The organism is Pseudomonas sp. GW823-FHT06B06, assembly GCF_058795195.1.
Map to the genome: position 1 here is coordinate 85,870 of NZ_JBXAHO010000019.1, position 21,398 is coordinate 107,267.

Sequence of the window (21,398 nt, forward strand, 5' to 3'; positions counted from 1 at the left end):
CCTACCGTGTGGGTTGGCTACCGAGTTTGGTTTTACGCAACAGTGCCCAAGTCACACGTGTGTGTTGCCAACACGCCTTGATGGCGGCCCGACCGCGACCTTTCAACAAAGCCTTGAGCCCCAGGATCAGGTCGCACAGGCATACCAGCAGCATGTGCAAGGCCAACCCCGGCAAACCGTGATGCTTGCGGAAGTACAACAGCTCGCTTTCGATTTGCAGGGTCTGCAGCTGTCGGCCGTCCATGTTCAGTTTGTCGACCGACTTGGCACTCTCGCCACCGATATGCACCACCGACGTGTGGGGGTAGTAGACTACCTTCCAGCCCGCCTCCTTGACGCGCCGGCAGTGATCCACTTCCTCGTAGTAGAGGAAATAGCGCGGATCGAACAGGCCGACCTTGTCGATCACTTCACGGCGGATCAGGTAATAGCAACCGGGTACCCAGTCACACTCGCGCACCGAGGCATGATCCCAGTCCAGGTCGTCGACCAGTTTCACCCACGGGAAGAAGCGTTCAAGGCCGGCCGTCACGAGGAAGACATTCAGCGGCGTCGGAAAATAACGGCAGGACGGTTGCATCTCGCCGTCCCGACCGACCAGGCGTACACCGAGGATCCCACAATCGGGATGAGCCTCCATGTACTCCAGGGTCTTGGCCAGGGTGTCGTCGGACACAAACGCGTCGGTGTTGAGCAGCAACGCGTACTTGCCCTGCAGGTGTTCAACCAGCTGATTATTGGCCCGGCCAAAGCCGACATTGTCTTTATTGGCCAGCAACACGGCCTCTGGACAAATATCGCCCAGGCAATCCAGCGAGTTGTCCGCCGAAGCGTTGTCCACCACCAGGTAGCGTGCGTGGTCGGTACTCTTGGACTGGCGCAGCGCATTGAACATGGGCTGCAACAGACCCGCCGTGTTGTAGTTGACGACGAGCACATCCAGGGACGCGCTACTCATTGGCTTTCTCGCCAAAGAAGTACTGCGCCCTCATGGCCTTGAGCTTGGGCTCGTAATCCGGGTCGAAGTGCGTGCCGCGCTGGCGGATGAGTTCCATCCAGGGATAGGCTTCGCAACGCTCTTCGATTTTCTTGATCAGGTCTTCAACGGTGCAGAGCACCTTCGCCGGGTTCCCGCCCACCACGACACCGGGCGGAACATCCCTGGTGACCACGGCACCGGCGGCAACGATTGAATTCGGACCGATTTTGCGGCCCGGCATGACGATGGCCTGGTAACCGATGAAACAGTTGTCGAATATATCGACCGCACCGACGGAGTCGAGCTGTTTACCCGCGCTGATTTCGAACACGCCAATCAGCCCGTCATGCCCGAATATCGTGCAATCGGACAAGCCGACGTTGTTGCCGATGCGTAATAGCGAAGGGTCGGGGATGTTGCAGCCGGGATTGATCCATACTCCCTTTCCGACCGAATGAATGCCTCCCCAGCGCGCCAGGTAGTTTGCCCATTCGAAGCCTGTGGGATGGCAAAATTTCTTGAATAAACCCTTCCCCCGACCCGTTTTATTGACGTAGTAACGTATTGCACGCTTTGCTAGCCCAATCATCCTGTCAGCCTCACAAATGTCAGCGTTTCACATCGGTACCAAGACCAGATGCACCATGGTTGTTGTTCTAGTGGCACCCTGCTTTGGTGGCTCTCCCTAAGACTGTTTCACTCAAGAATACCTGCCTGCCACAGGGCCCATTTGATGGTTGAGGTAATCCGCCAACCGCAGCGTCAGCTGCAACAGCGGCATGGTTGGATTGCTCGCGCCGGCCGTTGCAAACACACTGCTGCCAGCGACGTACAGGTTATTGGTGCCGAACACTTTGCTGTTCTCATCGACCACCCCGAATTCAGGGGAGCTGGCCATCCGCGTAGTGCCCATGTGATGGGCATGCGGCACGACTTTGAGCGGCAGGGAAACGTCATACACCGCTTCCTCCAACTTGACATAGCCAAGCCCTTCTTCGGCAAAACACTTTGCCACCTCCAGGCCGATGCTTTTTATGGTCTCCCTGTCTTCAGGGGCGAGCTCCCAATGGACGTTGACCATTCTCATCCCCAGGTCATCGTGTTCTTGCGTCAACGAGACGCGACTCTTGCGGTTGGGAAACTGCTCGATCATCGTTCCGAGCTCCCCGTCACCGGGACAGTTGAACTTGGCAATGAACTCGATCTTGTGCGCCATGCCTGCCTTGCAGGCCAGGTTCTCGAAAAAACCCTTGATTGCCGCCAAGCGTCCATAGGTTTCCACCGCCGACACCAAGGACGCGGTGACATTGCCTTTACCGGAATGATGCTCGACCACAAACGCATCCTTGGTGAAGAACTGCCTGGCCTCCCGGCTTTCACCTTCGTTGAGGATGAAGGTACCGAGGGCGATGTTCAGGTGTTCCATGAAGCATCGACCGACCAGGCCATCCTCGGTGATAACGCCGGCAGCGGCCAATGACTTGCTGTTGAGCAACTGCCTGGCATTTTCGATCGCACCGGTGGCCAGGATGAATTGCTTGGCCGAGACACGCTCTTGCTGGCGTTCGTAATCGGACACCACGACGGCGGTGATGCGGCCGGTGTTGCTGTCGAAATCGAGGTCGACGCAATTGCAATTGATGAAGACATCCAGGCCCTCGGTCTCCTCGAGTTCCTTGGCATACTTTTGTGCAAATCGGGTCGGTGGACTGAGCAGGAAACGGTCGGCTTCGAATTCATCGCTTTTAAAGGCCGCGTTGACGGTCTTGAACCCCGAGTCCAGCGGCAAGTCCAGAATGGCCATGGCCGCTGGCAGATTGCGCTCCATCTCGGAAAACGCGATGGGCCAACCGGGCAAGTTCACCGGTGGGGACAGGGCAAAGTCGGAAGGCTCGAAGGGGCGGCAACGACCTGCCCAATGATTGGAGGTGCCACCCAGATAGCGCAGGCGGGTTTCTTCAGCGAAGACATCCAGCCCCGTCGAAGGACACTTGTAGAGGTTCTGCGAATACGCGGCATACTCGCGCCCCCCGCCCTCCAGAAGCACTACACGCCAGCCATTGCCAGCCAAACGCAAGGCCAGCGTAATGCCGGCCGGGCCTGCACCAACGATGCAGAAATCATAGTGATCGCGCAGGTCTTTCTGCGTTTGGTAGTCTTTGATCATATTTGCAGTTACCGGAAATGCGCGGCAGGTAATACCCACCCGTTGATCACGACAAACTCCGATTTTCCTGCAGTAGGCCGAGCCCCAACCCCGGTAAATTTCATCGCCAGCCCCCCCAGGCTTAACAGGGCAAATGCCCGAATGAGTCCTCTGCGACTGATGACAGAGGTATTCAACACGCGTTCACTCATCACTCACGACTCCACTGGATCGAGATTTGCGTCCGAGATTCAAAGGGTGCTTCAACGTCAAGAAAAACCGGTCAAGCGCTTAAATCGAAAAGCCACTTGAAAACGACCAGCACCAGCTCCCCGCACAACGCCCCTACCACCAGCATAGGCAACACAATCAGCTCGCGCTTGATATCGAGAATACCCACGCGACGATTGACATACACAACCAACACCAAGGTCGGCAACGTATGCAGCGCGACGCCCCAGATCGCCCAATCGACCCCACCGAAAGCCAGTAACAACGGGACCAGCACCCATAACGACACCACACGGATGATGTTATCGATGGCCTGGTACTTGGTAAGCCCCAGGGCGATCCAGATTTGATTGGCCACGATGTAGCGCATCACGAAAAACGACGTCGAGAGCACGGCCATCATGTGGCCGGCCTGGGCGTAACGGTCGTCGTACAACACTTTGATGATGAGTGGACTGGTGACCCAGAGGAACCCGCAAAGAAATAGCAACGCAACGTCGACCATCATCTTGAAGCGGTAATACAAACTGCGCAGGCGCTCGAAGTCGTTGGTTCTCGCGGCTTCGCCGAAGGCTGGCAGGGCCACGGCCCCGACCACTTTCAATACGCCGGTCTGCAAAGCGCCAAGAATCAGCACGGCAATCGAATACACGCCCATTTCGAAGACTGTCATGCTGCCGCCGAAAATGATCCGGTCACCCTGCATGGACAGTACGCCCACGGCCGAAGACAACAGGATCCAGCGACCGAAGACCATCAGTTCGTGGAGTGCGGCGCGTTCCCAGCGCAGACTGTTGGACGGCCCCTCGAACCAGAAATGCCCAAGCAACGTGCTGACCAGGGCCGTGACCAGGCCGGCCGCCACCAGCGACCAGATGGAATGGGTGAAGTAACCGATGACCAGCATCACCAACAGGCCTACGACCTGGGAGACGAACTCGGCGATCACCACTTTCTTTTGCTGGAAAGCGCGGACGGCCAGGTCGACTTTCGTCGACTGGAACCCGTAGATGATCGCGGTAACACCGGTCCAGGCCAACACCATCGGCAACTCAGGGGCGGCGTAGGTGGAGTTGTGCGACCAGAAATCGATGACTTGCGAATACCAGGCAGCGGCTGCCAGCAACAGCGTAAAGGCGAACAGCACGAAGCCGCGCACGATCTGCACGGTCCAGAGGGTATTGAGGAATACCGGGTCGTCGCCGCGTGGACTCTGGAGGATGTTCTGGCGCAACCCCACATCGGAGAGCAGGTGCAGGACGAACAAAACGGTGGTAGCAATGGCGATGATGCCGAACATTTCCGGCATCAGCAGACGGGTCATCACCAGGTTGCCGCCCAGGCGTATCACTTGTGAAGTGACCAGCGCCCCCAGGTTCCATGCCCCAGCAGATATCGCTCGACGACGAAGGCTGAACGTTGGCGATATGTTAACTGACGGCATAACATCAATCCCCGTATTGAACGACTCGAAAGGTACTATAGTCGCTATTAGGCAAACCACTAGCCATTAGCCATCGCTCTCTCATCAAATAAGTCGGTAGCCCATGCCTGAGCACTTTCGCGCGTTAGTCGTCATCCTGGTCCTTGCCGGTATCGTCTTCGCTTTTGCACGGCGACCGGCGGCCGATCTGATCCCACTGAGTGATTTCACCCGCCGGCGCAACCTTTGGTTCGGATTGACGCTGCTAGCCTTTTTTTCCCATAGCTTCTGGGTGTACGCGGGCGTTACCGCAATCATTCTGGCGGTGACGCGACAGCGTGAGCGCAATCCCCTCGCATTGTTTTTCATGCTGTTGTTTCTCATTCCACCCGCCAATGCGCAGGTCCCCGGCTTCGGCCTGGTCAACTATCTTTTTGACCTGAACCATGTACGACTACTGGCACTGTGCGTGTTGCTCCCGGCTTTTCTGGCGTTGCGCAAGCGGCCGGACACACTGCCCTTCGGGCGCACACTGCCGGACAAACTGCTGCTGGCCTACCTGCTGCTGACGTCTGCGCTTTTCCTGCGCCAGACCACGCCCACCGACACCTTGCGTCAATCGCTCTATCTGTTCGTCGATGTTTTTTTGCCTTACTACGTTGCCAGTCGATCCATGAAGAATGTCAGCGACTTCAAGGATGCGCTGTTGGCCTTTTTACTCGCCGCCATGCTGCTGTCGCTGATCGGTCTCTTCGAATATACCCGCCGATGGCTGCTGTACAACGGGCTGACCTACGCCATGGGCGTGCAATGGGAAATCGCCACCTATCTCAGCCGTGGCGGCTCGCTGCGCGCCAGCGTCACCACTGGCCAGGCCATTGCGCTGGGCTATGTCATCGCCGTGGCCATCGGCTTTTACCTGTTCCTGCAGGAGGGTGTGCGCAGCAAACTGCAGCGACGACTCGGTGCCCTGCTGCTCGCTGGAGGACTGTTTGCGCCGCTGTCGCGCGGCCCGTGGATCGGTGCCGCCATCATGATCGTCATGTTCATCGGCACCGGCCGTTATGCGGTCAGGCGCCTGGTGCTGCTCGGGGGCGCCGCCTTGCTCGCCCTGCCCCTGTTGGCCATCTTGCCCGGCGGACAGAAAATCCTTGATCTGCTGCCCTTCATCGGCTCTGTAGAAGTCGAGAACATCACCTACCGCCAGCGCTTGATCGATAACTCGTTGATCGTCATCCAGCGCAATCCATGGCTGGGTTCCTTCGATTACCGCAGCACCCCTGAAATGCAGTCAATGATCCAGGGCCAGGGCATCATCGACATCGTCAACACCTATATCGGCATCGCCCTGCAAATGGGCTTTATCGGGCTGACGCTGTTCGTGGCTTTTTTCGCCACCATTGCGCTTGGTATTCGCAAGGCGATGCGTTCGTTCCCCAAGCAGGAGGATGAGTCGCGGCGACTTGGACGTGCCTTGCTGGCGACACTGGCCGGAATACTGGTGACCATCATCACCGTCAGCAGCATTACGGTCATCCCCGTGGTGTATTGGTCGGTAGCCGGGCTGGGCGTGTCCTATGCTCAGATGGCGCGCAGGCTCAAGCGCGCAGAGACAGCAAGCAGCAAGAGTACCCTCCTACAGACCTGGTAACGCTCATGACGTGTTTTTTTTACCGCATGCCTTTGCTGTCAGTCTTTCTCCTGACCGTTGCCATTTGGCCATTGAGTACCCGGGCGGCGGAGTGGGTCGCCAGCGTGGATGAACGCAGCGGCCTGCCCCAGGTCACGCGTGGTGGCAGCCCTGCCATGGCCTCTCAATTCGTCTTTTGGGGTGGCAACTGGGACTGGGCGGATTTCACCCCCTCGCTCAAGGTGATCTCGCCCTTTGTCTACGCCATGGAGGGCAAGAGCCAGAAGCTCGATTTCGATGCGACCGGGCAGATACGCAAGCAAGACGAGCAGACGTTGAGCATCAACCTTGTGCTGGATGCCCGCAGCCTCAAGACGAACGTGATGGGCGGGGGTATCGTCTTCAACTTCGACCCGGCCCTTGCCGAAGCAATGGGTGAGCCGGTGTTGCTGCCTGGCAACCGTGGCTGGACCTGGGGCAATGCCCAGGGGCGGCGCATCGAGATGCGCTTCGAACCCGCGCTGGCGAGGGTGTATTTCGAACCGGGTGATCGATCCCAGGTGCGGGCGTTTCTCTACAAGGACCGGATCAAGCCCGGTCGCGAAAACTTCAAAGCCACGTTCAGCGTATCTGGCGATGTGGTGCTGGGGCCGACCGCCGCCGAGCGCTTTGGAATTGCGGATCCGAAAAGCTGGCCGAGCGATCGACTGGACTGGAAAACCGCACCGGTCGACCTGTCCTTTCTCAATGCCCCGGAAAAACCTGCAGGCAAGCGTGGTTTCGTCAAGGCTGTGGGCGAGCAACTGCTGTTTGCCGACAACACCCCGGCGCGCTTCTGGGGCACCAACCTGTCGGCCTATACGTTATTTCAAACACCCGACGATGCGATCAAGCTGCAGGCCAAGCGTCTCTCGGCCCTGGGTTTCAATCTGGTGCGACTGCACCACCATGATTCGTGGTGGGTCCTTCCCAACATCTTCGGTGACGGCAGGAAAGTGCATGATACCCAGCGCCTGAGCGAAGAATCGCTGAAGAAGCTCGACTTGTGGATCAAGAGCCTCAAGGATGAGGGCATCTATGTATGGCTCGACATGCACGTTCAACGAGCCCTCTGGGCTAACGACAACATCTTTGCCTTCGATGAATTGCCGAAGAACGAGTATGGCATCGCCGACCTCAAGGGCTATGCGTACGTAAACGAGACGATCCAGCGGGCCATGAAACGCTTTGCCAAGGATTATCTGAGCCACGTGAACAGCTACACGGGCCTGGCCTACAAGGATGACCCGGCGGTTGCCGCCGTGCTGATCACCAACGAAAACGACATCACCCAACACTATGGCAACGCCCTGTTGCCCGACAAGTCCGTGCCCAAGCACAACGAACTGTACATGAAGGCTGCCAAAGCCTTCGCCAAACAGCACAACCTGCCTGAAGACCAGACCTGGCGATCCTGGGAGCCTGGCCCCGCCAAGCTGTTCCTCAACGACCTGGAACGGCGCTTCAACGTAGACATGATCGAGTCGTTGCGCGAGACCGGCGTGAAAGTGCCGATTGCCACGACCAGCAGTTGGGGCGGCAATGGCCTGAGCGCCCTGCCCGCCCTGACCGCCGGTGACGTGGTCGACGTGCATATCTACGGTGGCCCGGGGACCCTTGAGAAAAACCCGCTGACCAGCGCCAGCCTGGTGGACTGGATTGGCGCCGGCCAGGTCGTCGGCAAACCCCTGACCGTCACCGAATGGAACAACGAACCCTTCCCGATAGCCGACCGCCACTCGCTGCCTCTGTACATGGCCGGCACGGCCAGCCATCAGGGCTGGGATGCGCTGATGCAATATGCCTATAGCCAGGAACCACTCACCGGGCAATCGGAGTCAGCCGGCAACTGGCACGCCTACAACGACCCGGCCATGTTGGCCACCCTGCCCGCCGCCGCCCTGCTTTATCGTCGCGGCGACGTTCACGAAGCCAAGACCACCTATGTCTTCGCGCCGACGCCAGAAACCCTGTTCAACCAACGCATTACACCCGACAGCTCGGCCCTGCTGCGCACCGCCATGGAGAAAGGCAAGCTGCAAATTGCAATGCCACAGACGCCGCAACTGCCCTGGTTGCAACCGGGCATCATCGCCAGGAACGCACAGGTGTTCCACGATCCGGCACAATCTCTATTGGACGCCACGGCCAGCGAATCCACCACGGACACCGGTGAACTCAAGCGCAACTGGAAACAAGGCCTCTACACCATCGATACGCCTCGCACCCAGGCGGCCACCGGCTGGATCGGCGGCAATTCGATCCAGTTGGGCAATATCCAGGTGCAACTCAAGACCGCCTACGCCAGCGTCGTGGTGCAAAGCCTGGACGGCGTGCCCGTCGGCAAGTCCGCAGACCTGCTGATTTCCCTGGGCACCCGGGCTGTCCCCAAGGACAACGACAAGACGCCTTTCCATGTCGAGCCTCTGGAGGGCACGCTGTCCATCCAGGCCCCCCCGGGCTTGACGCTGTTCACCCAGGGCGGCCCCCTTGGGCAACTGGGGAAACTGCCTGCCACCTACCTGGATGGCCGCTACACCATCAAATTTGACGGCCTGCAGGCGTCCAATTGGTTATTCCTGAAAAAAGCATCGCAAGCGAGTGAAAATCTGAAGTGACGGCAAAGACCTTTTAAAGGACGGGTCAGCCGCCTTGCGCTGACACCGCAACAATATCAAGGAGAGGCGGCATGAAATTCCTGGTGATTGGCGGCGCAGGCTACATCGGTTCACACATGGTCAAGCAGTTGCTTGGCGCGGGGCACGAACTGGTGGTGGCGGACAACTTTTCCACGGGCTATCGCAGCGCGTTGCTGGGCGGAACACTGGTCGAGCTCGACATCGCCGACGCCCAGGCGCTGGACGCCTTGTTCGCCAGCCACCACTTCGATGCCGTGTTCCACTTCGCCTCCTTCATACAGGTGGGCGAATCCGTCACCGAACCGGCCAAGTACTACCAGAACAACCTGGCGGCCACCCTGACGCTGCTCAAGGCCATGGTTCGCGCCGGGGTCAAACGCTTCATTTTCTCCTCGACCGCCGCCGTTTATGGCGACCCGCAATACGTGCCCATCGATGAAGCGCACCCCAAGGCCGCGATCAACCCCTATGGTCGCACCAAGTGGATGGTGGAGCAGATGCTGGAAGATTTCGACCGCGCCTACGGGCTCAAGTCGGTCTGCCTGCGCTACTTCAACGCCGCCGGCGCGGACCCTGACGGGCAGTTGGGTGAACGCCATGAACCGGAAACCCATCTGCTGCCGCTGATCCTGCAGGCCGCTTCCGGACGGCGCAAAACCATCACCGTCTATGGCTTTGACTACGACACGCCGGACGGCACCTGTATCCGCGACTACATCCACGTTTGTGACCTGGTGGCCGCGCACGCCCTGGCCGTGGACTATTTATTCAAGGGTGGCAGCAGCACGGCGTTCAACCTGGGCAATGGCCAGGGCTTCTCGGTGCAACAAGTGATCGACACCGCGCGCCGCGTGACCGGCCGGGACATCTACATCGGCGAAGCTTCACGCCGCGCTGGCGACCCGCCACGGTTGGTGGCGGATGCGTCCAGGGCCAACACACTGCTGGGCTGGCGACCGCAATACGCCCGGTTGGAACAGATCGTGGCGCATGCCTGGGAGTGGGAGAGGAAGTATCCCTGGCATTGAAGGTGGGCATATTTAGTCAACAGAGTCCGGGTAGGCTGCAAGGCCGCCTTCGCTGGCAAGCCAGCTCCCACAGTAGATCGAGTACATTCGTCAGCGACTGGTTGGCTGCAAGGCCGCCTTCGCTGGCAGGCCAGCTCCCACAGAAAAGCAAAAGCAAAAGCAAAGCGGCGTACATCCCCACCCGCTCTTCACCACTCATCAGGCCGAGCGTTAGCTCGCCTTCAGCTTTTGATCTTGATCTACCCGCCCCTATATCGGGAGGCTGAGCGGAGGTGTTCATCCGGGGATTGGCGCGCAGCGCCGTTCGACGCAGTCGAACACATCGCATGGAGGTGCCAGCGAAGCCAACCGGAGGGCGATGCCCCCGGATGAATGCCGGAGCGAAGGAACGCCGAGCCCTAGCGAGGGGCCGGACGCTGGGGCGAGCCTTTTTTTGCTTACTTTTTTTTGGCGTTTGAAAAAAAAGTGAGTCGCCGTAAGGGCGAAACCCTAAGTGGCCGTTACCGCAGCAATGGATATGTACACCTGAAAGACAATCACCAGCTTTCAGGCCGCCTTCGCCGGCAAGCCTGGCTCCTACAAGACTCTTACCCCAGTGAGGTATGGACCCAAGTATGTTCCCCAATCACCCAAACAAAAATGCCCGGCAAAAGCCGGGCATCAAAGACAAACACCAGGACTCAAAATTCAGTCGGTATAACTCAACTCAGAAGCCCTGCCCTCCTGAGTCCGCCCACGCGTAGCCAGGCAGTAATAGAGCGGACAAGTCACCACCAACCCCACCAACCAGGATAAATCCGCACCCTCGACCAGATTGGCATAAGGCCCCACATACAACGACGTGTTGGCAAACGGCAACTGCACAATGATCCCGATGAAATACGCCACGATCGCATGCAGATTGAAGCGCCCATACATCCCGCCATCCGCACGGAAAATCGAGGCAATGTCATACCGCCCACGCTTGATCACATAGAAGTCGATCAGGTTGATCGAAGCCCATGGCACCAGCACCAACAGCAATGCCAGGATCAGCCCGATGAACTGCGAGATGAAATCCGCCGAAGCGCCCAATGCCACCACACAGCAACCCGCCAGCACCCCGCTCGACAACATCACGCGCACCTTGATGCTCGGCGTCCACTGACTGGCGAACGTCTGGATCGAGGTGATGATCGACAGCACCGCGCCATACAGGTTCAAGGCGTTGTGGCTGATGATATTGAGCAGGAACAGCACCATCAGGATCGGTCCCAGCCAGCCAGTGGATTGCTTCACCGCGGCCATCGCTTCAGTGCCTTCCGGCGTCGCCAACACAGCCACCGCGCCGAAGGTGAAGGACAGGATGGTGCCCAGGGTCGCCCCCAGGTAGGTGGCCCAGAACGGCTTGGCAATGCCGATATCCGCCGGCAGGTAACGCGAATAGTCCGACACGTAAGGCGAAAAGCTTATCTGCCAGATGATCCCCAGGGACACGGTGGCCAGCCAGCCGGACAGGTTAAAACCACCCCGGGTGAAAAAGTCCGCCGGCAGGTCATGGGCGAAGATGTAGAGGAACCCGGCGAGCAAGGCGCTGCCCATGACCCAGGTGCCGATGCGGTTGAGCGAATGGATGAAGCGGTAACCGATCACGCCGATCGCCGTGGCGCTGAGCGCTCCGATCAGGATACTCGCCGGCACCGGTACCGAGGGCGCGATGCCGACAATCGACTTGCCCGCCAGGACGATGTTGGAGATGAAGAAGCCGACGTAGATCAGTGCGGCGAAGAACACGATCAGCAACGCGCCATAGCGGCCGAACTGGCCACGGCTCTGGACCATTTGTGGAATGCCCATGCGCGGCCCTTGCGCCGAGGCCAAGGCAATCACCAGCCCGCCCACCATGTGCCCGAGGGCAATCGCCAGCAGCCCCCAAAACAGGTCGAGATGGAACACCTGGACCACCATGGCACCGGTAACGATGGGCAGCGGCGCGATATTGGTGCTGAACCACAGGGTGAAGAGATCGCGGGCCTTCCCATGGCGCTCTGCGAGTGGAACGTAATCGACCGTGTGATTTTCAATCAACGGGTCTTGCCGGGACATCTGGGACATATGCATGAACTCGAGTTTGTCTGTTCTTATCTTTGTATGAAGCCAAACCGGGGGGACTCTCTGGCCGCCCCTCAGATGCGCACCATATTATGGTATTCCAATATTTGCACAAGACTGATTCGGTCTTTAAGCGCCCATCTGATCCGGCATCCTCCGGCCAATCTGCACCTATTGCCTAGCTGAAAGCCCCGCAAACACTGACTTAAAGACCAAAGGCATACGTTTATCGGACGACCAAAAAAGCCCTTGCAAACGCTGTATTACGGTATACCATCAGACCCACAAACTCATAAAAACTACGTTCCACTCCAGAGGACAGTCCAATGATCGATGCCGCCATCTACAAACAAGTCATGGGCTCGTTCCCGTCCGGCGTCTGCGTGATCACCACACTCGATGACGATGGGCAGGTCGTCGGCCTGACCGCCAGCGCCTTCAGCTCGCTGTCGATGGACCCGGCCCTGGTGCTGTTCTGCCCTAACTACAGCTCGGACTCCTACCCGGTCCTGATCAGGAACAAACGTTTCGCCATTCATGTGCTGTCCGGCGGCCAGCAGAGCGAAGCCTATGCCTTCGCACGCAAGGGCAAGGACAAGGCGCAAGGCATCGAGTGGACGTTGAGCGAACTCGGCAACCCGATCCTGGCCAACGCCACGGCGGTTATCGAATGCGAACTGTGGCGCGAGTATGAAGGGGGCGACCACGCGATCATGGTCGGCGCAGTGAAGAACCTGATCGTGCCCCAACACAATGCCGGGCCACTGGTGTATTGCCACGGCAAGATGGGTGCCTTGCCCGTTCTGGCCTGACACAGCAAAAGATCGCAGCCTTCGGCAGCTCCTACAGGGAGTATGTGAGCTTTTGTAGGAGCTGCCGAAGGCTGCGATCTTTTGATCTGATAGATTTTGCAGTATAACCGTATTATGGTATACCAATAATCAACAGCCCCGCAGTCGACGGGTCGACCACAAGAGATTCGAGGTAGCGTCATGAAATTTTCCCTGTTCGTACACATGGAACGTTGGGACGAAAGCGTCAGCCACCGCCAGTTGTTCGAAGACCTGACCGAACTGACGCTGATGGCCGAAGCCGGTGGTTTCAGCACCGTATGGATCGGTGAACACCACGCCATGGAATACACCATTTCGCCAAGCCCGATGCCACTGCTGGCGTACCTGGCTGGCAAGACCACCACCATTCATCTTGGCGCCGGCACCATCATCGCGCCGTTCTGGCACCCCATCCGGGTCGCCGGCGAATGCGCACTGCTCGATGTCATCAGCAACGGTCGCATGGAAGTGGGCCTGGCCCGTGGTGCTTACCAGGTTGAATTCGACCGTATGGCCGGCGGCATGCCAGCTTCCTCTGGTGGCCAGGCATTGCGCGAAATGGTCCCGGTGGTTCGAGCCCTGTGGCAAGGCGACTACGCCCATGACGGCGACATCTGGAAGTTCCCGACTTCCACCAGCGTGCCCAAGCCGATCCAGAAACCGAACCCGCCGATGTGGATCGCCGCCCGTGACCCGGACTCGCACAACTTCGCCGTCGCCAACGGCTGCAACGTGATGGTCACGCCGCTGATGAAAGGCGACGAAGAAGTCCTGGACCTGAAGAACAAATTCCAGACCGCCCTGGACAACAACCCGGACGTGCCGCGCCCACAATTGATGGTGCTGCGCCATACCCACGTGCATTCGGTCGACAATCCCGAAGGCTGGAAGGTCGGGGCCAAGGCGATCGCCAAGTTCTACCGCACATTCGATGCCTGGTTCGGCAACAAGGAAACCCCGGTCAACGGCTTCCTGGCACCGAGTCCGGAAGAGAAATTCGCCGGCCGTCCAGAGTTCGAACTGGAGAGCTTGCACAAGACCGCGATGATCGGCACCCCGGAAGAAATCATCCCGCGCATCAAGTACTACCAGGAGCTGGGCGTCGACGAGTTCAGCTTCTGGTGCGACAACAGCCTGCCGCATGCCGAGAAGAAGAAATCCCTGGAACTGTTTATCAAGCACGTAGTGCCAGCGTTCCGCTGAGCCCACCCCCTGTGGGAGCGAGCCTGCTCGCGAAGCGATCTGACAGTCGACATTGATGTTGGATGTGAAACCCTCTTCGCGAGCAGGCTCGCTCCCACAAGGATTGTTGAATGATGTCCAGGTTCGATTTCCATGCTCAATAATGGTCATCTCCGGTCACTCCCCCTTCCCTCCGGCGCCGCGCAGGCTTACCTGCGCGGCGAATGGACCGCTTCGCATATCCATTTGAAGCGCCTGCCCGCCAGTGTTTCCGCCAAGCAGAACGGCTTCTGGCAACCCGTTTACTGAGCCTGCCCAAATAGAAAGTCACGCACGCCATACCGCTTCATTGCGCGGTATGCACCGTGCATTGTGCTTCGGCTCATGATCAGGTTTGCCCCATGAACAATAACAACGCTCTGTTGATCATCGACATGCAACAGGAGGACGGTTTCGTCCTCGAACACTTCGACAAGGTGGTGGCCAATACGGCCTATCTTCTCGATACCGCCCGCCAGCAGCGGGTCCCGATCCTCTACACCCGCCACATCAATCAAGCCGATGGCAACGACTTGCCACGCGGCGAACCCCGTGCGTGCGATGGCGGTCCGAGCGGCTACCGCGCTGGCACCCGCCAGGTAGAGATCATCGAGCGCCTGGCCCCGCGGCCTGATGAAGCCATTATCGACAAAGGCCGCTACAGCGCCTTCCACCGTACCGACCTGGATGCCCGGCTCAAGGCGCTGGACGTCGACACCCTGATCATCAGCGGCGTGCTCACCGATGTCTGCGTGCTGACCACGGTGTTCGATGCGTTCGCCCTGGGTTATCACACTCGCCTGGTCAGCGACGCCTGCACCACGACCACCTTGGCCGGGCACTACTCGGCCCTGTTGATCATGGTCAACTGGGTCTACTCCCTGGAAATCCTCACCAGCAGTGAATGCCGGCGCGCCCTGCAAAACCTCGACTACTTGAGCCTCAATCCCGAGCACCCGGACCTGTTCGCCCACCAGCCCCATGAGCTGCCAGGCACCATCGCCCGGCTGCAAAACCACCTCGTGCGGACTCAGGAGTAATCGCCATGCAAGTCGAAAAAAGAAGCATCGATTTCATTCCCGAAGCCGAACGCCATGGCCGGCCAGGGTCGCTGTTCTTCATCTGGTTCGGCGCCAACATGAACATCACCACCATCGCCTCCGGGGTACTGCCGGTAGTGATGGGGCTCAACCTGTTCTGGAGCGCCCTGGCAATCGTCGTCGGCTCGCTGCTGGGGGCGATTTTCATGGCCTCCCATTCCGCCCAGGGGCCCAAGCTGGGCATCCCGCAGATGATCCAGAGCCGTGCGCAGTTCGGCGTACTCGGGGCGGTGTTGCCGCTGCTGTTCGTGATGCTGATCTACCTGGGGTTCTTCGTCAGCAACACCCTGCTTGCGGCGCAGGCGCTTGAGTCGGCCAGCCCGTTGCCGGCAAGCGGCAACATCTACCTGATCGGCGCCTTGTGTTTCGTGGTTGCGCTGTATGGCTATCGATTGATTCACCGTTTGCAGAAGCTGCTGTCGATCCTCTCGCTGCTAGTGTTCGCCGCCGCCACGTTGCTCGCCTTGCAACTGACGATCCCGGCCGAACAATGGCTGCCGACGGGCTTCTCGCTGTCGAAGTTCCTGGTGGCGGTGAGCATTGCCGTGACCTGGCAGCTGTCCTACGCGCCTTACGTCGCCGACTATTCTCGCTACCTGCCAAGCCGCGCGAGCGCCGCACAGGTGTTCTGGTACAGCTACGCCGGCACGGTCAGCGGCGGTGCCTGGATGATGATTCTCGGGGCGATCCTGAGCGTCGGGATCGGCGACTTCTCCAGTAATGTCGGAGGCCATGTTGCCGGGCTGTTTGGCAGCGGCGCGATCCTGCTATTCGCCTTCATCGTCTATGGCCAGGTGTCGATCAACGTGTTCAACCTGTACGGGGCGTTCATGTCGACCATCACGGTGATCGAACCCTTCGCGCGCTTGAAGGTGACGCCACGGGTACGCGGCCTGTTCATGCTGGTGATCAGCGTCATAGCGACCGGACTGTGCACCATCAGTCAGGACGACTTCATCACCTTCTTCCTCAACTTCATTTTCTTCATGAGCTACTTCCTGATTCCTTGGACGGCGATCAATCTGGTGGACTTCTATTGCCTGCGCAAGGGTGAGTACCGGATCGATGACATCTTCGACCTCAACGGGATTTATGGACGGGTCAACTGGATCGCCTGCGGCAGTTTCGTCCTGGCGATTGCCTTGGAGATTCCGTTCATGAATACCACCCTTTACGTCGGTCCGGTCGCCACAGCCCTCGACGGTGTCGACCTGGCCTGGCTGGTGGGCTTGCTGGTGCCGGCCTTGAGTTATTACTGGCTGATGAAACTCGGCAAGCGGGCCGAGCGAATCGGCGAACTGTCCTGACCCATCCCTGAAGACCACGACGCCGGATGACATGCCCGGCGTCGTGCCCTGGCCCCGGACATTGGTCAGCACACTGAATCCTGCGGTGTACGGGTGGTGCATGGCTGCCATCAACTGGTAGCCTGAGCATCCTTGCCTGCACGTCCCTGATCAATCATCGGGGCGCGACGACACCTTGATGATCGCTATACCTTCACTCAATCCAGACAACGGTGACCTACCTTGACCAGCACCAACCCCGCACTGGCCCGCGATATCGACGGCAAAGCAATCTCTGCCAAGGTTCTCGACGAGGTTCGAGAAGAGGTTCAGGTCCTGGCCCGCCAACAGATCTACCCCGCCCTGGCCGTATTGCTTGTCGGTGAAGACCCGGCCAGCGAGGTGTATGTGCGCAACAAACTGCTGCGGGCCAAGGAAGTCGGCATCCGTTCACTGGAGTACCGCCTGCCGGAAATCGCCAGCCAGAACGACGTGCTGCAACTGATCGCGCAGTTGAACGCCGACGTCACGGTGAACGGCATCCTGGTGCAGTTACCCCTGCCGGCCCACATCGATGAAGCGGCGGTGATTCATGCCATTGACCCGATCAAGGACGTGGATGGTTTTCATCGGGAAAACGTCGGTGGACTGGTTCAAGGGATCGAAGTATTGACACCCTGCACACCCAGCGGTTGCATGCGGCTGCTGCAGGAAACCTGCGGTGACTTGAGTGGCCTGCACGCAGTCGTCATCGGCCGTTCGAACATTGTCGGCAAACCCATGGCGACGCTGTTGTTGCAGGCCGATTGCTCGGTCAGCGTGGTGCACTCGCGCAGCGTCGATGCGCCGACATTGTGCCGGATGGCGGACATCGTGGTGGTCGCGGTGGGTCGCCCACAGATGATTGACGCCAGCTGGCTCAAGCCCGGGGCGGTGGTGATTGATGTGGGGATTAATCGCATCACCACCGCATCGGGCACTCGACTGGTCGGCGATGTCGATTACGCCAGTGCACGCACTGTCGCCAGCGCAATCACGCCGGTGCCGGGTGGTGTCGGGCCGATGACCATTGCTTATCTGCTGAAGAACACCCTGGTTGCCAGCCAGTTGCAGCGTGGGGTCCGTACTCGCCACTCGATGCCACTGTAGGAGCGAGCCTGCTCGCGATGGTCTCAAGGGCGCCGCGTGTACCCAGACAACACGCGTTATCGTTAACGACCATCGCGAGCAGGCTCGTTCCTACAGGAAGAGGTAGATCACTGTCGATCAGTGGTTGTAGGCCCGCTCATTGTGCTCGCCCAGATCCAGGCCCAACTCCTCCACCGACTCATCGGCTCGCAGGCCGACCACGACATTCACCACTTTAAGAATGATCCAGCTGATGACGAAGCAATACACCGTCGTCAGCGCTACACCCTTGATCTGCGCCAGCACCTGCCCGCCCATGCTCACGCCTTCCACCAGCCCGCCCAGGGACGGCACGCAAAACACACCGGTCAACACTGCGCCGATCATCCCGCCGATGCCGTGAAGGCCGAACACGTCGAGGCTGTCGTCATAACCGAAGCGGCGCTTGAGCACGGTGACGCTCAAGTAGCAAAACACCCCGCATAACAAGCCGATGGCCAGGGCGCCGCCCACGCCCACATAGGCACACGCCGGCGTAATCCCCACCAGACCGGCCAGGGCACCACTGGCCAGGCCCAGTGCACTCGGCTTGCCGACCTTGAACCACTCGGTGAACATCCAGCCAAGAATCCCGGCGCACGCCCCCAGTTGGGTGTTGAGCATGACGATGCCGGACGTACCACTGAGGCCGCCACCGGAACCGATGTTAAAGCCAAACCAGCCGACCCAGAGCATCGCTGCACCGGCCATGGTCAGGCTCAGGTTGTGCGCAGGCATCGGGGTATTTTCATAGCCCTTGCGCTTGCCCAGGATCAGGCAGGCGGCCAGCGCGGCGACACCGGCATTGATGTGCACCGCGGTGCCACCGGCAAAATCGAGGACTCCCCAGTTATGCATCAAGGCCCCCGCACCACCCCAGACCATGTGCGCCACCGGGGCGTACACCAGGGTGAACCACAGCGCCATGAACAACAGCGCCGCGGAGAATTTCATGCGTTCGGCGAAGGCACCGGCAATCAGCGCCGGGGTGATGATGGCAAAGGTCATCTGGAAGGTCACGAACACCCCTTCCGGAATCTCCCCGACCAGGCTTTGCGGAGTCATTCCGGAAAGGAAGGCACGGCTCATGCCGCCGACAAAACTGTTGAAGGACACCTCGCCCTCGACCATGCCCGTGGTGTCGACCACCATGCTGTAGCCATAAATCACCCACAACACGCCCACCAGCCCTGCGATGCCGAAACACTGGGCGAACAACGACAACATGTTTTTCGCCCGCACCAGGCCGCCATAGAACAGGGCGAGACCGGGCAAGCACATGAACAGCACCAATACCGTGGCGGTCACCATCCAGGCGGTGCTGCCGGTGTTCAATGCTGGTGCATCGGCAGCCTGCGCCAAGGACACCAGCGCACCACTCGCCAATAAGCCAACAAGGGATTTGCCGAGAAGACGATTGACCATGTTCAAAGCTCCTGCAATGGAAATGGGAAGTGTCGGCAGCGAGCAAGTGTTGGCGCGTGAGCCTCTTGGCGGGCCCCCTAATCTGATCGTTCCCACGCTCCTGCGTGGGAACGATCCAAATCAACCTCAGAAACCGGAACCCGGGATCCAGCTTGTCCCCGCCAGCGGCACCCGCGCCATGGCCGCCGATTCCACCGTCAATGCCACCAGGTCCTCCGGATCAAGGTTATGCAAGTGCGACTTACCGCATGCCCGGGCCATGGTCTGGGCTTCCAGCACCAGCACTCGCAGGTAATTGGCCAGGCGGCGACCGCCTTCCACCGGGTCCAGGCGCTTGGACAGCTCCGGGTCCTGAGTGGTGATCCCTGCCGGGTCACGGCCGTTCTGCCAGTCGTCATAAAAGCCTGCGGCTGAACCAATCTTGTGCAGTTCTTCATCCAGCCGCGGGTGGTTGTCGCCCAGCGCAATCAGGGCCGCCGTGCCAATGGCCACCGCGTCCGCGCCCAGCGCCATGGCCTTGGCCACGTCGGCACCGTTGCGAATCCCTCCCGAAACGATCAGTTGGACCTTGCGATGCATGCCCATCTCTTGCAAAGCCTGTACCGCTTGCGGGATGGCCGGCAAAATCGGAATCCCAACGTGCTCGATGAACACTTCCTGGGTCGCCGCCGTGCCGCCCTGCATGCCGTCGAGCACGATCACGTCGGCCCCGGCCTTCACCGCCAGCTTGACGTCGTAGTACGGGCGACTGGCGCCGATCTTGACGTAGATCGGCTTCTCCCAATCGGTGATTTCGCGGATCTCGGCGATCTTGATCGCCAGGTCATCCGGGCCGGTCCAGTCCGGATGACGGCAGGCGCTGCGCTGGTCGACACCGATCGGCAAGGTGCGCATGCCGGCCACGCGCTCGGTGACTTTCATGCCCAGCAACATGCCGCCGCCACCGGGTTTGGCACCCTGCCCCAGGACGATTTCGATGGCGTCCGCCTTGCGCAGGTCATCCGGGTTCATGCCGTAGCGCGATGGCAGGTACTGATAGACCAGATGCTGCGACTGCCCGCGCTCCTCCGGGGTCATGCCGCCATCACCGGTAGTGGTGCTGGTACCAGCGATGGTCGCACCACGGCCCAGGGCTTCCTTGGCATTGGCCGACAGCGCACCGAAGCTCATGCCGGCGATGGTCACCGGGATCTTCAGGTGGATCGGTTTCTTGGCGAAGCGGTTGCCGAGGATCACATCGGTGCCGCACTTTTCCCGATAGCCTTCCAGCGGGTAGCGCGACACGCTGGCGCCGAGCAGGAGCAAGTCATCGAAGTGCGGGACCTTGCGCTTGGTACCACCGCCGCGAATGTCATAGATGCCGGTCTCGGCGGCGCGCTGGATTTCCTGGATGGTCAGGCGGTCGAAAGTCGCGGACTCGCGCAACACTGGAGGGGTTTTCTCATTCATATCTGTTCTCCTCGCGTGGATCAGTACGCGGACGCGTTATCGACTTTGAAGTTGTACAACTGACGGGCCGAGCCATAGCGCTTGAAGTCGGCTGCCTTGTGCTCGAAACCGGCGCGCTTGAGCAGCACTTGCAGTTCTTCCAGGTGTTCGGCACGCATCTCTTTCTCGATGCAGTCCGACCCCAGCGACGCGACCTTGCCCTTCACGTAAATGTGCGTTTCATACAGCGAATCGCCCAGCGCATCACCGGCATCGCCGCAGACGACCAAACGCCCGGCCTGTCCCATGAAACAGCTCATGTGGCCAATGCTGCCGCCGACCACGATGTCGATGCCTTTCATGGAAATCCCGCAGCGGGCCCCGGCATCGCCTTCGATCACCAGCAACCCGCCATGGGCGGTGGCGCCGGCGGCCTGGGACGCGCTGCCCTTGATCCGCACCACGCCTGACATCATGTTTTCCGCGACACCCACACCGGCGTTGCCGTGCACGGTGATGCTCGCTTGCTGGTTCATGCCCGCGCAGTAATAACCGGCGTGTCCCTGGATATCGATGGACACGGCCTGGTTCACCCCGACGGCGAGGTTGTGCTTACCGTTGGCATGGGTCACCACCCACTCAAGGTCTTCTACGTTGTGCACCTGGTCATGCAACGCCTGATTGAGGTCGCGCACGCTGGCAATGGAAAGATCGATGGTTTTCATGTGTGCG

The 21,398-nt window shown here is 59.6% G+C and carries 17 protein-coding genes; 9 read left to right on the forward strand and 8 right to left on the reverse strand.

The window, feature by feature from the left end:
- Position 1: 1 nt before the first annotated feature.
- The 4 genes from AC1Q8Q_RS18685 to AC1Q8Q_RS18700 form a co-directional block, all read right to left on the reverse strand.
- Positions 2-958 (reverse strand): glycosyltransferase family 2 protein, encoded by a 957-nt coding sequence (locus AC1Q8Q_RS18685; protein ID WP_020799626.1) that lies wholly within the window; start codon positions 956-958, stop codon positions 2-4.
- Complete coding sequence (locus AC1Q8Q_RS18690; protein ID WP_020799627.1) at positions 951-1,568, reverse strand: acyltransferase; 618 nt, start codon at positions 1,566-1,568, stop codon at positions 951-953. The genes AC1Q8Q_RS18685 and AC1Q8Q_RS18690 overlap by 8 nt, the downstream gene beginning before the upstream one ends.
- A 111-nt stretch (positions 1,569-1,679) precedes the next feature.
- Positions 1,680-3,146: an FAD-dependent oxidoreductase gene (locus AC1Q8Q_RS18695; RefSeq protein WP_492615343.1), complete on the reverse strand. Its 1,467-nt coding sequence runs from the start codon at positions 3,144-3,146 to the stop codon at positions 1,680-1,682.
- Between the two features lie 262 nt (positions 3,147-3,408).
- A complete protein-coding gene (locus tag AC1Q8Q_RS18700) occupies positions 3,409-4,800 on the reverse strand; it encodes an oligosaccharide flippase family protein (protein ID WP_033039089.1) in 1,392 nt (463 codons plus the stop codon).
- 103 nt (positions 4,801-4,903) lie between these two features.
- Between AC1Q8Q_RS18700 and AC1Q8Q_RS18705 the strand changes: the two genes are divergently transcribed.
- The 3 genes from AC1Q8Q_RS18705 to galE all read left to right on the forward strand — a co-directional run bounded on the left by AC1Q8Q_RS18705 (position 4,904) and on the right by galE (position 10,115).
- A complete protein-coding gene (locus AC1Q8Q_RS18705) occupies positions 4,904-6,430 on the forward strand; it encodes an O-antigen ligase family protein (protein WP_492615344.1) in 1,527 nt (508 codons plus the stop codon).
- A gap of 5 nt (positions 6,431-6,435) precedes the next feature.
- Positions 6,436-9,066, forward strand: a complete 2,631-nt coding sequence (locus tag AC1Q8Q_RS18710; protein WP_492615345.1) for a glycoside hydrolase 5 family protein — start codon at positions 6,436-6,438, stop codon at positions 9,064-9,066.
- Between the two features lie 71 nt (positions 9,067-9,137).
- Complete coding sequence (gene galE / locus AC1Q8Q_RS18715) at positions 9,138-10,115, forward strand: UDP-glucose 4-epimerase GalE (RefSeq protein WP_020799632.1); 978 nt, start codon at positions 9,138-9,140, stop codon at positions 10,113-10,115.
- 687 nt (positions 10,116-10,802) lie between these two features.
- Here galE and AC1Q8Q_RS18720 read toward each other — a convergent pair.
- The gene (locus tag AC1Q8Q_RS18720) at positions 10,803-12,209 is read right to left on the reverse strand and encodes a purine-cytosine permease family protein (RefSeq protein WP_083349318.1); all 1,407 of its coding nucleotides are present in this window, start codon (positions 12,207-12,209) and stop codon (positions 10,803-10,805) included.
- A gap of 323 nt (positions 12,210-12,532) precedes the next feature.
- Here AC1Q8Q_RS18720 and AC1Q8Q_RS18725 point away from each other — a divergent pair, with 323 nt between their 5' ends.
- From AC1Q8Q_RS18725 to folD, 6 genes are all read left to right on the forward strand, one after another.
- Positions 12,533-13,018, forward strand: a complete 486-nt coding sequence (locus tag AC1Q8Q_RS18725; RefSeq protein WP_008061453.1) for a flavin reductase family protein — start codon at positions 12,533-12,535, stop codon at positions 13,016-13,018.
- A gap of 180 nt (positions 13,019-13,198) precedes the next feature.
- Positions 13,199-14,242, forward strand: a complete 1,044-nt coding sequence (locus tag AC1Q8Q_RS18730; RefSeq protein ID WP_020801142.1) for an LLM class flavin-dependent oxidoreductase — start codon at positions 13,199-13,201, stop codon at positions 14,240-14,242.
- A gap of 132 nt (positions 14,243-14,374) precedes the next feature.
- Positions 14,375-14,530 (forward strand): hypothetical protein, encoded by a 156-nt coding sequence (locus AC1Q8Q_RS18735; protein ID WP_020801141.1) that lies wholly within the window; start codon positions 14,375-14,377, stop codon positions 14,528-14,530.
- A gap of 92 nt (positions 14,531-14,622) precedes the next feature.
- The gene (locus tag AC1Q8Q_RS18740; protein WP_020801140.1) at positions 14,623-15,300 is read left to right on the forward strand and encodes a cysteine hydrolase family protein; all 678 of its coding nucleotides are present in this window, start codon (positions 14,623-14,625) and stop codon (positions 15,298-15,300) included.
- A gap of 5 nt (positions 15,301-15,305) precedes the next feature.
- Complete coding sequence (locus AC1Q8Q_RS18745; protein WP_033044484.1) at positions 15,306-16,667, forward strand: purine-cytosine permease family protein; 1,362 nt, start codon at positions 15,306-15,308, stop codon at positions 16,665-16,667.
- Between the two features lie 222 nt (positions 16,668-16,889).
- Entirely contained in the window at positions 16,890-17,795 is a 906-nt protein-coding gene (gene folD, locus AC1Q8Q_RS18750) for a bifunctional methylenetetrahydrofolate dehydrogenase/methenyltetrahydrofolate cyclohydrolase FolD (protein WP_020801138.1), read from the forward strand.
- Positions 17,796-17,912: 117 nt separating this feature from the next.
- Here the strand turns inward: folD and AC1Q8Q_RS18755 are convergent, their stop codons facing one another.
- From AC1Q8Q_RS18755 to AC1Q8Q_RS18765, 3 genes are all read right to left on the reverse strand, one after another.
- On the reverse strand, positions 17,913-19,238 hold the full coding sequence (locus AC1Q8Q_RS18755; protein WP_492615346.1) for an ammonium transporter: 1,326 nt from the start codon (positions 19,236-19,238) through the stop codon (positions 17,913-17,915).
- 126 nt (positions 19,239-19,364) lie between these two features.
- Positions 19,365-20,687, reverse strand: a complete 1,323-nt coding sequence (locus AC1Q8Q_RS18760; protein WP_020801136.1) for an FMN-binding glutamate synthase family protein — start codon at positions 20,685-20,687, stop codon at positions 19,365-19,367.
- Between the two features lie 20 nt (positions 20,688-20,707).
- Positions 20,708-21,391 (reverse strand): GltB/FmdC/FwdC-like GXGXG domain-containing protein, encoded by a 684-nt coding sequence (locus AC1Q8Q_RS18765; protein ID WP_020801135.1) that lies wholly within the window; start codon positions 21,389-21,391, stop codon positions 20,708-20,710.
- Between the last annotated feature and the right edge of the window lie 7 nt (positions 21,392-21,398).